The sequence below is a fragment of the Streptomyces sp. NPDC000878 genome, assembly GCF_053599695.1.
The window spans coordinates 1-14534 of sequence record NZ_JBSFMT010000129.1 but is presented as its reverse complement, the minus strand read 5'-3'; the positions used below and the strand labels follow the sequence as shown (position 1 = coordinate 14534).

Sequence of the window (14534 nt, the reverse complement as noted above, 5' to 3'; positions counted from 1 at the left end):
TCCCCGTCCTCGCTCCTCCACTGGACCCGACGCATGATCGAGATCCGGAAACAGAACCCCGCGTTCGGACTGGGCTCCTACACCGAACTGCCCTCGTCCAACCCGGCCGTGATCGCCTTCCTGCGCGAACACAAGGACGACCTCGTCCTGTGCGTCCACAACTTCTCCCGCTTCGCCCAGCCGACGGAACTGGATCTCCAGGCCTTCAACGGCGCGCATCCGGTCGAGTTGATCGGCGGAGTCCGTTTCCCCGCGATCGGTGAACTCCCGTATCTGCTCACCCTCGCAGGACACGGCTTCTACTGGTTCCGTCTCCGCAAGGACGCGAAGGACGCCACGAAGGACACCATGTAGTACACGTGGTCATATGTGCCGAACCCCGGCGGGCCGGTTTCTCCCGTCCCGCCCGGGGCACGCATCAGTCACACCCCGCCCCCCGGGGAAAGGACGCGACGCCATGTCGGAAGCCGCCACCCGCTCCGCCACGACAAGTCCCGACCTCCTCGCGTCCCTTGATCCGCTGCTGCGGGAATGGCTGCCGAGACAGCGCTGGTTCGCCGGCAAAGGACGCCCGGTCACCGGGTTCTCCCTGGTGGCGGCCACCGAACTGCTGCCGGTCACGGCACAGCTGGGCCTGTACCACCTCCTCGTACGCGCCCGTCAGCCCGCGCTGCAAGGGCCCGGAGACTGCTACCAGCTCCTCATAGGCGTGCGTGAGGCGCTGCCGCCCCGGCTGGCGCCCGCGCTGATCGGCCATGTGGACCGGGGCCCGCTGACCGGACAGACGGTGTACGACGCCCTGTACGACGCCCGCCCGGCCGAAGTTCTCCTGGAGGCGATGCGCACCAGGGCCCGGATCGGCGCCCTGCGCTTCGACCGGGACGGGAGCGGAAGCGGGAGCGGCGAGGGTGAGACCGGGGACGACGGTGAGGGCGAGATACCGGTGGGGCTGGTGGCCCGGGTGGTGACCTCGGAGCAGTCCAACTCGTCGATCGTCTACGGAGATACGTTCATCCTGAAACTGCTCCGCCGGGTCGTACCGGGCGTCAACCCCGACCTGGAACTGCCCCTGGCGCTGGCCCGCGAGGGCTGCCCCCGGGTACCGGCCCCGGTGGCGTGGATACGCGCCGACGACCCCGAGGCGACCCACCACGACGTGGACGCGAGCGCCGAGGACAGTTACGTACTCGGCGTCCTCCAGCCCTTCGTACGGGGTGCGGCCGACGGCTGGGAGCTGGCGTTGCGTGAGCTGGCCAAGGGGGAGGACTTCAGCGCGGAGGCGCGGGCGCTCGGGCGAGCCACCGCCGAGGTGCATCTGGCCCTCGCCCGCGCCCTGCCGACCGTCACCCTGGGCCACGCGCAGCTGCGCCCCCTGGTCGACGGCATGATCGAACGCCTGGACGCGGCGATCCAGGCGGTACCGGCCCTGCATCCGTACGGGCCCGGTCTGCGCACGGCGTACGAGGCGCTGGCCGATCTCGCCGCCGAGGGCCAGACCTGGACGGCCCAGCGGATCCACGGCGATCTGCACCTCGGGCAGTGTCTGCGGTCGCCGTCCGGTCAGTGGTCGCTGATCGACTTCGAGGGCGAGCCGTCGAAGCCGCTCGCGGAACGGCGGCTGCCGCAGCCGCCGGCCCGGGACATCGCGGGCATGCTCCGCTCCTTCGACTACGCGGCCCACTCGCTCCGCCCCCACGTCCCCGGCTGGGCGGCGAAGTGCCGGGCCGCGTACTGCGCCGGGTACGCGGAGACCGGCGGCCGGGACCCGCGTACCGATCCGGTGCTGCTGCGGGCGTACGAGACGGACAAGGCGGTGTACGAGGTGGTGTACGAGGCACGGCACCGCCCCGACTGGCTGCCGGTGCCGATGTCGGCGGTGCACCGGCTGGCCGCACCCGACTGACCTGCCGCGTCACCCCGCCCCGTCCCACCTCATCCTCGGAGGCCCCCGCCCGTGACCCCGCGCCACCCGTCCAGCGGTCCCAAGAAGAAGACGTCCGCGAAGAAGGATCCCGAGAAGAAGAACGGGAAGACGAAGGCGGCGAAGAAGTTGGAGCAGAAGGAGTCGAAGCACGAGGAGTCGGCGCACGAGGAGTCGGCGCCGAAGAAGCCGGAGCACAAGGAGCCGGAGCACAAAGAGTCGGAGTACAAGGCGTCGGTGCAGGAGAAGCCCGCCCCGCAGCCGGTCGGGGCCCTGCCCGAGAGCCCTGCTCCAGAGAGCCGCCCCGCGCCCGAGGAAGCCGTGGCGGTCGTCCCCCTCGCCTCCCCCGCGATGGACGCCTCCGACCGCGAACGGCTGCGGGCCGGCACGCACCACGACCCGCACTCCGTCCTGGGCGCGCACGCGCTGCCGGGCGGTGTCGCTTTCCGGGTGCTGCGGCCGTACGCGCTGGCGGTGACCGTCGTGTCCGGGGATCTGCGGACCGAGCTGCACGACGACGGGGACGGTTTCTTCTCGGGCGCGCTGCCGCTGCGGGGTGTCCCGGAGTACCGGCTGGTCATCGCGTACGACGGGCAGGTGCAGGAGACCGAGGACGCGTACCGGCTGCTGCCCACGCTGGGTGATCTGGACCTGCATCTGATCGGCGAGGGCCGGCACGAGGAGCTGTGGCGGGCGCTGGGCGCGGAGCCGATGACCCACCAGGGCGTCTCCGGCACCCGGTTCACCGTCTGGGCGCCGAACGCGCGCGGGGTGCGGGTGACCGGGGGCTTCAACTTCTGGGACGGTACGGCGTATCCGATGCGGTCGCTGGGCGCGACCGGGGTGTGGGAGCTGTTCGTGCCGGGGGTCGGCGAGGGCGAGCTGTACAAGTTCGAGATCACCCGCCCGGACGGTTCGAAGACGCTGCGGGCGGACCCGATGGCCCGCCGGACCGAGGTCCCGCCCAACACGTCGTCCATCGTGCACAGTTCGAGCCATGCGTGGCAGGACGAGGAGTGGCTGACGCGGCGGGCGCAGACCCCGGCCCACGAGGCCCCCTTGTCCATCTACGAGCTTCATCTGGCGTCCTGGCGCCCTGGTCTGACGTACCGTCAACTGGCCGAGCAACTCCCCGCCTATGTACGGGATCTGGGCTTCACGCATGTGGAGCTGATGCCGGTGGCGGAGCATCCGTTCGGCGGCTCGTGGGGTTACCAGGTCACCGGTTTCTACGCGCCGACGGCCCGCCTGGGCACCCCGGACGACTTCAAGTACCTGGTGGACGCCCTTCACCAGGCCGGTATCGGCGTACTGATGGACTGGGTCCCCGCTCATTTCCCGCGCGACGAGTGGGCGTTGGCCGAGTTCGACGGGCGCACGCTGTACGAGCACGAGAATCCGCTGCGCGCCGCCCATCCCGACTGGGGGACCCTGGAGTTCGACTACGGCAGGCGGGAGGTCCGCAACTTCCTTGTGGCGAACGCCCTTTACTGGTGCGAGGAGTTCCACATAGACGGCCTGCGGGTCGACGCGGTCGCCTCGATGCTCTACCTCGACTACTCGCGCGAGCCGGGCCAGTGGACGCCGAACGAGCACGGCGGCCGGGAGAACCTGGACGCGGTCGCCTTCCTCCAGGAGATGAACGCGACGGTGTACCGGCGGGTGCCGGGAGTCGTGACGATCGCCGAGGAGTCGACGGCGTGGGACGGCGTGACGCGGGCGACGCATCACATCGGGCCCGGCGGTTTCGGCGGTCTGGGCTTCGGGCTGAAGTGGAACATGGGCTGGATGCACGACTCGCTCGGCTACGTCCAGCACGACCCGGTCCACCGCAAGCACCACCACCACGAGATGACGTTCTCCATGGTGTACGCGTACAGCGAGAACTACGTCCTGCCCATCTCCCACGACGAAGTGGTCCACGGCAAGGGCTCGTTGGTGTCGAAGATGCCGGGCGACTGGTGGCAGCAACGCGCCACCGAGCGGGCGTACCTGGCCTTCATGTGGTCGCACCCCGGCAAGCAACTCCTGTTCATGGGGCAGGAGTTCGCCCAGGGCGCGGAGTGGTCGGAGGTGCACGGCCCGGACTGGTGGCTGCTGGACCCGGCGTACGGGGCGGAGGCGGACCACAGGGGCGTACGGGACCTGGTGCGGGACCTGAACACGGTGTACCAGGACACTCCCGCCCTCTGGCAGCGGGACACGGACCCCTCGGGCTTCGAGTGGCTGGTCGGTGACGCGGCGGAGGACAACGTCTTCGCCTTCGTCCGCTACGACGCGGAGGGCACCCCGCTGATCTCCGTCAGCAACTTCTCGCCGGTCGTCCGCCACGACTACCGCATCGGCGTCCCGGACACGGTCCCGGCCTGGCACGAGGCCCTCAACACGGACGCGTCCCGCTACGGCGGCGGCGACATCCACAACCCGGCCCTCCTGAAACCGGACCCCCAGCCCTGGCACGGCCGCCCGACCAGCATCCACGTGACGCTGCCGCCGCTGGCGACGGTGTGGCTGCGGCCGGCGTAGCTCCGACGATTCCTAGGGCGGCGGGCCGGGAAGCCGGACCGTGACGCGGAGCCCGCCATCGAGGCCGGGGGCGAGGTCGAGGGTTCCGTCGTGAGCGCGGACGATGCTGTGCACGATGGCCAGGCCGAGGCCGGCGCCGGCGTGTTCGTCGGTGCGTACGCGATCCGTTCCGCGCCGGAAGGGTTCGGTGAGGGTCGGCACCAGTTCCGGGGACAGCTGACGGCCCGTGTTCTCGACCCGCAGCACGCTCGTGTCGCCGTACGCCTCGGTGTGGACCGTCACGGTGCCGTCGGCGGGGAGGTTGTGGACGACGGCGTTCTGGACGAGGTTCGTCACCATCCGCAGCAGAAGCTCCGGGGAGCCGCTGGTCCCGGCCGGCCCGCCGGTGATGTCGAGCGTGATCCGGCGCTGTTCGGCGAGGGGAAGCAGCGTCTCGGCGGCCTCTTCGGCGAGGAGGGAGAGGTCGACGCGCTCGCGGGTGAAGTCTCCGCGGTCGCCGCGGCCGAGCAGCAGGAGGGCCTCGGTGAGGTCGATCGCCCGCGCGTTGACGGCGTACAGGCGTTCGATGAGTTCGACCCGGTCTCGTGTGGGGTCCTTGCGGGCGACGTCGAGGAGCGTGCGCGAGATCGCCAGCGGGGTGCGCAGTTCGTGGGAGGCGTTCGCGGCGAACCGCCGCTGCTCGACGACATGGGACTCCAGTTGGTCGAGCATCGAGTCGAACGCGTCGGAGAGTTCACGGAACTCGTCCTGGCGGCCCTTCATCCCGATCCGGTGGGACAGCGACCCGTGCCCGGCCGTCCGTGCCGCGTCCGTGATCCGGGTGAGGGGGGCGAGCATCCGGCCGGCGAGGAGCCATCCGCCCAGGAGGCCGAAGACGAGGAGGAAGGCCAGTGCCGTGCCTGCGGCGGGGGCGAAGCCGCGCAGAAGCTCGGAGCGGTTGGGGCCGACGACGATCACGGCACCGTACCGCTCCTGGAGGGCTCTGGGGTCGTTGGTCGGCAGCCAGCGCAGCACGAACACCCACATGACGGCCAACAGGAGAGTGCCGGCGACGAAGAGGAATCCGGCGTAGCTGAGGGTGAGCTTCAGCCGGGCGCTGCGCCCTGGGCGTCTGTTCGTCGGGCGTCTATTCACGCGTGCCGCCGGGGTGGGTGGTCTCCAAGCCGGTGTCGATCCGGTAGCCGACGCCTGGCACCGTGGCGATGATCCATGGTTCGCCGAGTCGTTTGCGCAGTGCGGAGACGGTGATGCGTACGGCGTTGGTGAGGGGGTCGGCGTTCTCGTCCCAGGCCCGTTCCAGCAGCTCTTCGGCGCTGACGACCCCGCCCTCGGCGGCGACGAGGACTTCGAGGACGGCGAACTGCTTACGGGTCAGCGCGACATGGCGTCCGTCGCGGAAGACCTCCCGGCGGAAGGGGTCGAGCCGCAGACCGGCGATCTCGCGGACCGGGGGCCGGGCGTACGCGCGTCTGCGGTCGAGCGCCCTCAGCCGCAGGACGAGTTCCCGCAGCTCGAACGGTTTGGTGAGGTAGTCGTCGGCGCCGAGCCGGAACCCGGAGGCCTTGTCGTCGATCCGGTCGGCGGCGGTGAGCATGAGGATCGGGATGCCGCTGCCGGAAGCGACGATGTGGCGGGCGACCTCGTCGCCCGAGGGGCCGGGGATGTCGCGGTCGAGCACCGCGAGATCGTAGGAGTTGACGCTGAGCAGTTCCAGGGCGGCGTGGCCGTCACCGGCGATGTCGGCGGCGATCGCCTCAAGGCGCAGCCCGTCCCGGACGGCTTCGGCCAGATAGGGCTCGTCCTCCACGATCAGTACGCGCATACCCGAAGCCTAGGCAGCGCACGATATCGCCGGCGTATGCGCAGTACGAGTACGCCACCAGCGGCGCGACGCCAGCCCGGCGAGCACGGCGCCGGTGGCGTTGACCAGGACGTCGTCCACGGAGGACACCCGGTCGAGCTGAAAGACGTACTGCGCGGTCTCGACCAGGACCGAGCAGCCCGCCCCGAGCGCCAGGACGCGCGGCACGGACGCCGGCGCCGCGAACCGCATCGGGGCGAAGAACCCCAGGGACGCGAAGACCAGCAGGTTGCCGACGATCCCGAGCGTCCCCATCGTGGCCAGATCCCGCAGGGGTACGAGGCTCACCCGGGCGGGGGCGACGCCGGGCGCGGCGCCCGGCATCAAGGTCAGCCAGAGGAACGGCACCGTCCCGTGGACCATGCCCACCTCGGCCAGCGACAGCCGCCAAGCCGACGCGACCCCGGCGGCCCGCCGACGGCGAGCCAGAGCCCACGCCACCAGCACGGCCAACGGCAGCAGGACCAACGTCATGAGCACCACACCGTTGAACGTGTCGAAGCAGCCGTGCCACCGCCCGGCCATGCACCTCGGAGCGGACATCATGAGCGGGCCCCGTACGACGTACGCGGCGCCCGCCAGGCCGAGAACCGCGAGGCCCAGGAGCACGATCCCGCGTGTGCGGCGGGGCGGTGCGGACAGGGATGCGTTGTGATCCATGCCCCCATTGGAGACTGGGGGCCGTTGCCGTGGCGTATCCGATTTCCGATACGCGCGCGATACGCGGTCCTTCCGGTCCGCGACGCCCGGACCCGCGAGCACGGGTGTCACCGCCCCCCGAACATCATCCTCCGCAAGGCCCCCAACAGCCCCTTCATCTGGCCCTCCCCACCGGAGACCGCCAACTCCCCCACTGCCTCCGTCTCCCCCCGCGGCCCGCCAACTCCCCTTCCCACGCCACCGCTCAGCTCGTACCGGACCGGCAGCACCCGCAGCCCCCGCACCACCGGTCCCGACCGCCACGGCAACTGGTCGGCGGGCAGGGTCAGTTCGGCCTTGGCGAGGTGGTCGAAGATGCGACCCACGGCCGTAGTCACGATCATCCCGCCCAACTCCCGTGCCGCACTGGGACATTGGTGCGGCCCGGCACCCCACCCGAGATGCGCCCGCGTGCTCACCGCCGAACCGACCATGTGGGACGTCCCGATGGCGATCAGGTCCTGGTGCGCCGCTGCCGCCGACGGCGAGACGACGTCCCCGGCCCTGATCCAGAAGTTCCCCAACCGCACATCCCGCGCCGCGAACCGGAAGCACATGTTGGCCACCGGCGGATTCACCAGCGCCGCCCGGTTCACGGTCTCCCCGAGCTGCCCGGCCGAAAGGCTGCGCCGCACGGTCGCGTTCCCGCGCAGCACCTCAAGCAGCGTGTTCAGCACCATGTTCCCGGTGATGTCGTTGAGGTACACCGCGTTCATGAACAGCTCGCGCCCCAACTGCTCGTCCGACAGCTCCGGATCGGCCAGCAGCATGTACGACGTCAGGTCGTCCCCGGGCCGCGCGCGCCGGTGCGCGGCCAGCCGGGTCATCGCGGCCAGCGCCCGTCCGGTGGCCGGTCCCGCGTCCGGCCCGCCGTCGAGCATCCGCCACAGGTCCATGACGAGTTCGTCCCCCAGCTCGACCGGGCACCCGAACAGCTTCGTCGTCACCATCAGCAGCAACGGCCGGGTGTACTGCGCGCTCAGATCGGCGAACCCCGCCGTGCCCGACTCGGCCGCCAGCATCCCGATCAGCTCGTCGGCGTACCGCGCGACCGTCGCCCGCAGCTCCCAGCCCTGCGGGGTGTGCCCGTCCTGGAACGGCCGCATCGCCGCATGGTGGGTGTGGCGGGCAGCGAGGTGCTCCTCGTCGTCCATGAACATGGTCTGCCGTACCTCGTACCCCGCCAGCAGCGGCCAGTCCAGGGGCAGTTGGCGCTGCGCCCGGGCCCGCCAGTACCGCACGTCCCGCCGCCAGACACTCTCGTTCCGCAGTACCTCCAGCACCTCGCGGTAGTCGAGAACCAGCCACACCGGTACGCCCATCAGACCCACCGGCGCCACGGGTCCGTAGGTGCGCCGCAGTCGCGCGTACACACCGCCGGGGTCGGCGTCGAACTCCGACGTCAGCAGCGGTTCCACAGGCAACGACCCAAGCGCCGGGCTGTCGGCCGGCGCGGTCGCGAAGGGATGGGCTTCCATACCGCCACGCATACCGCACCGGCCGTGCACGTGCAGTGACCATGGCGCGAACTGTTACGTCTTGGTGACTCTTGGTGCACGGGATCGGTCGTCAGCCTCCGTCGGCGGGAGCGGCCAGCGCGGCGGGCAACTCCCCCCGGTACAGCACGCCCACCCGCTGAGTGGCCCGGGTCAGCGCCACATACAGGTCGCTCGTGCCGAACGCCCCCGGCTCCACCACCAGCACGGAGTCGAATTCCAGCCCCTTGGCCTGCCGGGGGTCGAGCAGCACGACACCCCGCGTCAGATCGGGCTCGGCCCCCGCCTCCACGCCGTCCAGCCGTGCGGCCAGCTCCGCATGCAGCTCGCGCGGAGCGATGACCGCGAGCCGCCCCTCGACGGGCGCCAGCTCACCGGCCGCCTTCTCCACGGCCACCGCCAGTTCCTCAGCACCGATGTGACGCACCCATGGCCGCACTCCGGTCGACCGCACGGAGGTCGGCGGCACGAAGTCCGACCGTTCCGCCCGCACCACGGCCGCCGCTACGTCCATGATCTCCGCCGGTGTCCGGTAGTTGACGCCCAGCCGGGCGTGCTCCCAGCGGTCCTGGACGTAGGGCGCGAGGATGTCCGCCCAGGCGCCGACGCCGCCCGGCTCGGCGGTCTGCGCGGGATCGCCGACCAGGGTCATCGACCGGGTCGGGCTGCGCCGCATGAGGAGCCGCCAGGCCATCGGCGACAACTCCTGTGCCTCGTCGACGATGATGTGCCCGAACGCCCAGGTCCGGTCGGCCGCCGCCCGTTCGGCGGCACTGCGCAGGTCGTCCTCCTCGTGCCGCTCGGCGAACCGTTCCGCGTCGATGATGTCGTGCGCGGAGAGCACCTCGGACTCCTCCGCGTCCAGGTCCTCGAACTCGTACGTACGGGAGGCGTACGACACATCCAACACGCCCTGCGCATAGGCAACTTGGCTGCTGCGCTCGCGCTCCGCCCGCGCCCGCGACACCCGGTCGTCCTCGCCGAGCAGCTCGGCGGCCTCGTCGAGCAGCGGTACGTCGGCGGTCGTCCAGGCCCGGGTGACGGGCCGCCGGATGGCGTCGGCGTCGACCTCGGACACGTACCCCTCGGGCGCGGCAAGGAAGTCGGCGACCAGCCGCCTCGGACTGACGCGCGGCCACAACTGGTCGATGGCGGCCCAGACTTCACGGTTCTCGGCGAGGTCGTCGCGGATCTGGGTGATGTCGCTGGGGTCGAGAAGATTGCTGCCGTCGTAGGGATCGGTGCCGATCCGCTCGGCCAGCATCTCGGTGAGGGTGTTGAGGATGTGCCCCTCGAAATGCTCGCGCGCGACGTTGTGCGGCAGCTTGGCCTCGCGGGTCCGCTCCCGCGCCATGCTCACCAGCCCGGCGTCGAGCATGAGGATGTCCCGGTCGTGCTCGATGGCGATGACGGGGTCGGGCAACCGCTGCCAGTCCCGTACGACGGCTGCCAGCACGTCGGCCATCTCGGCCCGCCCTTTGACGACGGCGGCGCGGGCGGTGTCGGCGCCGGTGGCTTTGACGCCCGGGAACAGCTCACCAACCGTCGCGAGCAGCACACCGGTCTCACCGAGCGAGGGCAGCACCTCGCCGATGTAGCCGAGGAAGGCGGGGTTGGGCCCGACGATCAACACGGCCCGCTTGGCGAGGAGTTCACGGTGCTCGTACAGCAGATAGGCGGCCCGGTGAAGCGCGACAGCGGTCTTACCAGTACCCGGCCCGCCCTCGACGACCAGCACACCCCGGTGGGGCGCGCGGATGATCTCGTCCTGCTCGGCCTGGATGGTCTGCACGATGTCGCCCATCCGGCCGGTACGGGCGGAGTCGAGCGCGGCGAGCAGCACGGCGTCGCCGGACGGGTCCTCGTAACCGGTGCGGGTCTCGTCCCCGAGGTCGAGGATCTCGTCGTGCAGTCCGGTGACCAGCCGCCCGTCGGTACTGATGTGCCGACGCCGGCGCAACCCCATCGTGGTGTGCCCGGTGGCGAGATAGAAGGGCCGGGCGACCTCGGCCCGCCAGTCGATGAGCAGCGGGGTGCGTTCGGCGTCGTCGGCGCGCAGTCCGATACGGCCGATGTGGTGGGTGATGCCGGAGGTGAGATCGATCCGCCCGAAACAGAGCGACCCGTCGACGGCGTTCAGCGCGGCGAGCAGCCCCGACCGCTCGGCGACGAGCACGTCCCGTTCGAGCCGGGCCTGCATCGGCGTACTGCCCTGCGCGAGCGCGTCCGTGACGGAGTGCTCGGTGTCGCCGCGCAGGACGTCGACCCGGGCGTAGAGCCCGTCGACGAATTCCTGCTCACTCCGCAATTCATCGTGAGTTGATTCCGTGTTTGCGCCCCTGTTTGACAATTCCGCTCCCGCTCGGATATACTCTGCTCATTGAACTTCTCCGCGACTCAACCGAATCAACTCCAATAAAGTCGCGAACCATCGAATATACGCAAAGAAATCCCCCGAGCGCAATCGCTCGGGGGATTTCTTTCGTGGCGGTCCGTGTCTCGAAGTACGTCAGACTACGTCCGCCAGCTCCTCCAGCAACCTTCTTTTCGGGCGGGCGCCCACCATCGACCGCACCGGCTCACCGCCCCTGAAGACCATGAACGTCGGCATGGACAGGACCCGGTACGCGTTCGTCGTCAGGGGGTTCATGTCCACGTTCAGTTGGACCACCTTCAGACGGGCCGACTCCTCTGCCGCGAGGGCGGTCAGTACCGGGGCCATCTGGCGGCACGGTGGGCACCAGTCGGCCGTGAACTCCACCAGGACCGGCAGGTCCGCTCCGAGCACCTCCGTCTCGAAGTCCGCGTCCGTCACCTCGGGCACGCCCGTCGCCTTGGTCATCGCGTCCGTCCTCCCCATTCGCATGCCGGTTCCGGACCGCCCGGAACCGCCGTCGCCTCGGCCGCCAGTTCGTCGCGCGCCCGCTCGGCCCGCGTCAGCTGTTCGCCGACCTTCGCCCGTACCGACTGCAACTCACCGATCAGCGCGTCGAGTTCGTCCAGCTTGCGGCGGTAGACGGCGAGCGACGCGGGGCAGGAGTCGCCCTCCGGGTGGCCCGCCCGCAGACAGTCCACGAAGGGCCGGGTCTCCTCCAGGTCGAACCCGAAGTCCTGGAGCGTCCGGATCTGCCGGAGCAGCTTCAGGTCGTCCTCGTCGTAGGCCCGGTAGCCGTTGTCCGTGCGCCGCGCGGACAGCAGCCCCCGCGACTCGTAGTACCGCAGGGTCCGTGTAGTGGTCCCGGCCCGCGCCGCCAGCTCCCCGATTCGCATGCCGATTCGCATACGTACGAACGTAGTCCTTGACGCCGACGTCAAGGCAAGGTCCATCAAGGAGCACTACCCCGGTGGCAGCAGCGGCTTTCGTTCGACCGGGGACGACAGGACTATCGACGTCGTCGTCCGGCCCAGTGCCGAGGTCTGTTCCAGGACGTCCTCCAGATGGACCGTGTTCTCGACGGCGACCTTGAGGATCCAGCAGTCCTGGCCGACCACGTGGTGCACCTCGGTGATCTCGGGGCGGGCGAGCAGCTCCAGGGTCCTGGGGTGCTTGAGGGTGTAGCCGCCGTGCGGGTCGACCCGGATGAAGGCCTGGATGCCGTAGCCGAGGCGCGCGGGGGCGACATGGGCGCCGTATCCGGTGATCGCGCCCGCCGACTCCAGCCGGCGTACGCGCTCCGTGACCGCCGCCGGGCTCAGCCGTACCCTCCTGCCCAGCTCGCTCAGCTTGATCCGGCCGTCGGTCTGGAGGAGTTCCAGGATCTGCCGGTCCAAGGCGTCGAAGGCCACCGATGTTTCGCTGGCGGCGGGCCGCGATTGGCGTGGTTCTTTCGGTGACTCGGCCGGATGTCCCATGACTTCCCCTTCAGAACTGGCTGGTACGCCAGGAGAATTATGATCGCAGGGTCCGCTACGGGGAGGAACATCATGCGCGACGTATTGGTCATCGGCGGCAATCGCTATTTCGGAAAGCGGCTCATCGACCGGCTGATCACGGCCGGAGACCGGGTCACCGTTCTCAACCGGGGTTCCGCTTCCCCGCCCGCCGGGGCAATTCACCTCGTCGCCGACCGCGACGACGAGGCCGCCCTGAATTCCGCCCTCGGTGACCGTACCTTCGACGCCGTCGTCGACCAGGTCTGCTACACACCCCGCCAGGCGGCGATCGCCCGACGCGTCTTCGCCGGCGGCCGTACCCGCCGCTATGTGATGACGTCCACGATCGAGGTGTACGAGTACGAGGACTCCCTCGTCTACGAGGATGCCGTCGTCCCCGTGCGCGAGGACGCCGTCGATCCGCGTACCGTCCCCGTCGACCTCGAACTCCCCTGGCACCGCGCGGAGTTCCGCGACACGCACTACGGCGAGGGCAAGCGCCAGGCCGAGGCGGTCTTCGCGGCCGACGGTACGGAGTTCCCGTACACCTCCGTGCGCGTCGCCCATGTCCTGGGCGGGGACGACGACTTCACCGGCCGGCTCGACCACTACGCCACCCGCATCAGGGCCGGCGCACCGATCGCCGTACCGACCGAGAACCGGCCCTCGACCTACATCCACGTCGAGGAGATCGCCGACTTCATGTTCTGGGCGGTGGGCCAGGACTTCACCGGGCCGGTCAACGCGGCCTCCCACGGACTGCTGACCACCGAGGAGTTATGCGCGGCCGTGGCCGTGTACATCCCGGACGGCAGGACCGTCTTCCAGAACGTGGACGTGGGCGAGATCTCCCCGTTCTCCTTCGCCCGCTCGTACGGCATGGACAACTCCCGTGCCACCGAACTCGGGTTCACCTTCGGCCACGTACAGGAGTGGCTGCTCCGGGCGGTCGCCGAGACCCTCGGCCCCGACGCGGACTCCGACTGGGGGAAGGGCACTTAGCGTGGCCCCATGACACAGACGCAGCCCGACAATCCCTCCCACCTCCCCAAAGCCGAGTTCGCCTTCCCCGGCCCGCTGCGCGACAGACTCGTCGCCGCGATTCTCGACGGTTCCAAGACGTCCACGACCGAGCTCGTCGTCGACTACGAACACGACGGCGAGCCCCTTCCCGAGGTCGGCAGCCGTTCGGTGGTCGTCGACTCCGACGACCGGCCGGTCGGCATCATCGAGGTCACCGGCGTACGGGTCGTCCCGCTGGCCGACGTGGACCTCGCCCACGCGCTCGACGAGGGCGAGGACTACACCGACGTGGCCGCGTGGCGGGCCGGTCACGAACGGTTCTGGCACAGCGCCGAGATGCGGGCGGCCCTGGACGACCCCGGGTTCACCGTGGACGACTCGACACCGGCGGTACTGAAACGCTTCCGCCTGGTGGCGGACCTGCGTACGAATCCGGGTCCGGGCCCAGGCCCGGCTGTCTGATCAGGCAGCCGGGCGCGTCCCCGTACCCGTACTCGTACCCGTACTCGACACCAGGCGCGCAGCCGCGACCCCGGTGACGACAAGCAGCCCGAGGGCCGCCCCGAACGCCGCCTCCGCCCCGCCCAGCACCGTCCCCGCCCGCAGGAACACCCCGCCGAGCAGGGCCACTCCGAGCGTGCCGCCCAACTGCTGTACGGCGTTGAGGAGTCCGGACGCCGAGCCCGTCTCGTGCGGGCGCACCCGGTGCAGGGCGGCGGTGAAGAAGGGGACGACGAACAGGCCCTGGCCCACTCCGCAGACGGCCAGCGCGATGAGCAGCGGCCATGAGTAACGGGCCCCGGAGGCAGGGGAATTGGCGTACGCGGCGATGGCCGCCGCCGCGCCCACCCCGAGGGTGCCAAGCCCGGCGTACATCACCCGCGCCCCGTAACGCGGCACGAGGGACAGCCCGGCCGCCAACACCCCGATGTGTGCCCCGAGTTGGAGTTGCAGCACGACGACCAGCAGCAGGCCGTTGACGGTGGTCAAGGCGGCGGGTCCGCTGACCCGCCGCCCCTGAGATTCCCGCCCCCGCCGCCCTTACCCGTTCCCATCCCCTGGGGGCTGCGCCCCCAGACCCCCCTTTGTCGCGCTGAACGCGCTCGTCCTCAAACGCCGGACGGGCTGAAATGCC

The 14534-nt window shown here is 70.3% G+C and carries 14 protein-coding genes; 5 read left to right on the top strand and 9 right to left on the bottom strand.

The genetic code is table 11. The annotated features are described in order from the left end of the window. The 3 genes from ACWDR4_RS48355 to glgB all read left to right on the top strand — a co-directional run. A partial coding sequence (locus ACWDR4_RS48355; RefSeq protein ID WP_450418358.1) for an alpha-glucosidase C-terminal domain-containing protein occupies positions 1 to 354 on the top strand: 354 nt, incomplete at its 5' end. Between the two features lie 103 nt (positions 355 to 457). Further along, positions 458 to 1903 carry a maltokinase N-terminal cap-like domain-containing protein gene (locus ACWDR4_RS48350; protein WP_450418357.1) on the top strand — a complete coding sequence of 482 codons (1446 nt, stop codon included), beginning with the start codon at positions 458 to 460 and terminating at the stop codon, positions 1901 to 1903. Between the two features lie 51 nt (positions 1904 to 1954). Beyond that, complete coding sequence (glgB, locus tag ACWDR4_RS48345) at positions 1955 to 4447, top strand: 1,4-alpha-glucan branching enzyme (RefSeq protein ID WP_450418355.1); 2493 nt, start codon at positions 1955 to 1957, stop codon at positions 4445 to 4447. A gap of 12 nt (positions 4448 to 4459) precedes the next feature. Here the strand turns inward: glgB and ACWDR4_RS48340 are convergent, their stop codons facing one another. The 8 genes from ACWDR4_RS48340 to ACWDR4_RS48305 all read right to left on the bottom strand — a co-directional run bounded on the left by ACWDR4_RS48340 (position 4460) and on the right by ACWDR4_RS48305 (position 12289). After that, positions 4460 to 5581 carry a sensor histidine kinase gene (locus ACWDR4_RS48340; protein WP_450418353.1) on the bottom strand — a complete coding sequence of 374 codons (1122 nt, stop codon included), beginning with the start codon at positions 5579 to 5581 and terminating at the stop codon, positions 4460 to 4462. After that, complete coding sequence (locus ACWDR4_RS48335) at positions 5574 to 6269, bottom strand: response regulator transcription factor (protein ID WP_450418351.1); 696 nt, start codon at positions 6267 to 6269, stop codon at positions 5574 to 5576. Before ACWDR4_RS48335 ends, ACWDR4_RS48340 begins: the two co-directional genes overlap by 8 nt. A 9-nt stretch (positions 6270 to 6278) precedes the next feature. After that, complete coding sequence (locus ACWDR4_RS48330; RefSeq protein ID WP_450418350.1) at positions 6279 to 6968, bottom strand: VanZ family protein; 690 nt, start codon at positions 6966 to 6968, stop codon at positions 6279 to 6281. A 107-nt stretch (positions 6969 to 7075) separates the two neighbouring features. Beyond that, positions 7076 to 8485, bottom strand: coding sequence for a cytochrome (locus tag ACWDR4_RS48325; RefSeq protein WP_450418348.1), 1410 nt, complete (start codon positions 8483 to 8485; stop codon positions 7076 to 7078). 91 nt (positions 8486 to 8576) lie between these two features. Beyond that, on the bottom strand, positions 8577 to 10871 hold the full coding sequence (locus tag ACWDR4_RS48320) for a HelD family protein (RefSeq protein ID WP_450418364.1): 2295 nt from the start codon (positions 10869 to 10871) through the stop codon (positions 8577 to 8579). Between the two features lie 141 nt (positions 10872 to 11012). Then, the gene (locus ACWDR4_RS48315) at positions 11013 to 11327 is read right to left on the bottom strand and encodes a thioredoxin family protein (protein WP_450418362.1); all 315 of its coding nucleotides are present in this window, start codon (positions 11325 to 11327) and stop codon (positions 11013 to 11015) included. A gap of 14 nt (positions 11328 to 11341) precedes the next feature. Then, positions 11342 to 11773, bottom strand: coding sequence for a MerR family transcriptional regulator (locus ACWDR4_RS48310; RefSeq protein WP_450418360.1), 432 nt, complete (start codon positions 11771 to 11773; stop codon positions 11342 to 11344). A gap of 66 nt (positions 11774 to 11839) precedes the next feature. Beyond that, positions 11840 to 12289, bottom strand: coding sequence for an Lrp/AsnC family transcriptional regulator (locus ACWDR4_RS48305; RefSeq protein ID WP_450418346.1), 450 nt, complete (start codon positions 12287 to 12289; stop codon positions 11840 to 11842). Between the two features lie 138 nt (positions 12290 to 12427). Between ACWDR4_RS48305 and ACWDR4_RS48300 the strand changes: the two genes are divergently transcribed. After that, the gene (locus tag ACWDR4_RS48300; RefSeq protein WP_450418344.1) at positions 12428 to 13378 is read left to right on the top strand and encodes an NAD-dependent epimerase/dehydratase family protein; all 951 of its coding nucleotides are present in this window, start codon (positions 12428 to 12430) and stop codon (positions 13376 to 13378) included. Positions 13379 to 13387: 9 nt separating this feature from the next. Further along, positions 13388 to 13861, top strand: a complete 474-nt coding sequence (locus tag ACWDR4_RS48295; RefSeq protein WP_450418342.1) for an ASCH domain-containing protein — start codon at positions 13388 to 13390, stop codon at positions 13859 to 13861. Here the strand turns inward: ACWDR4_RS48295 and ACWDR4_RS48290 are convergent, their stop codons facing one another. Then, on the bottom strand, positions 13862 to 14389 hold the full coding sequence (locus tag ACWDR4_RS48290) for a hypothetical protein (protein ID WP_450418340.1): 528 nt from the start codon (positions 14387 to 14389) through the stop codon (positions 13862 to 13864). It abuts the gene before it with no gap. Between the last annotated feature and the right edge of the window lie 145 nt (positions 14390 to 14534).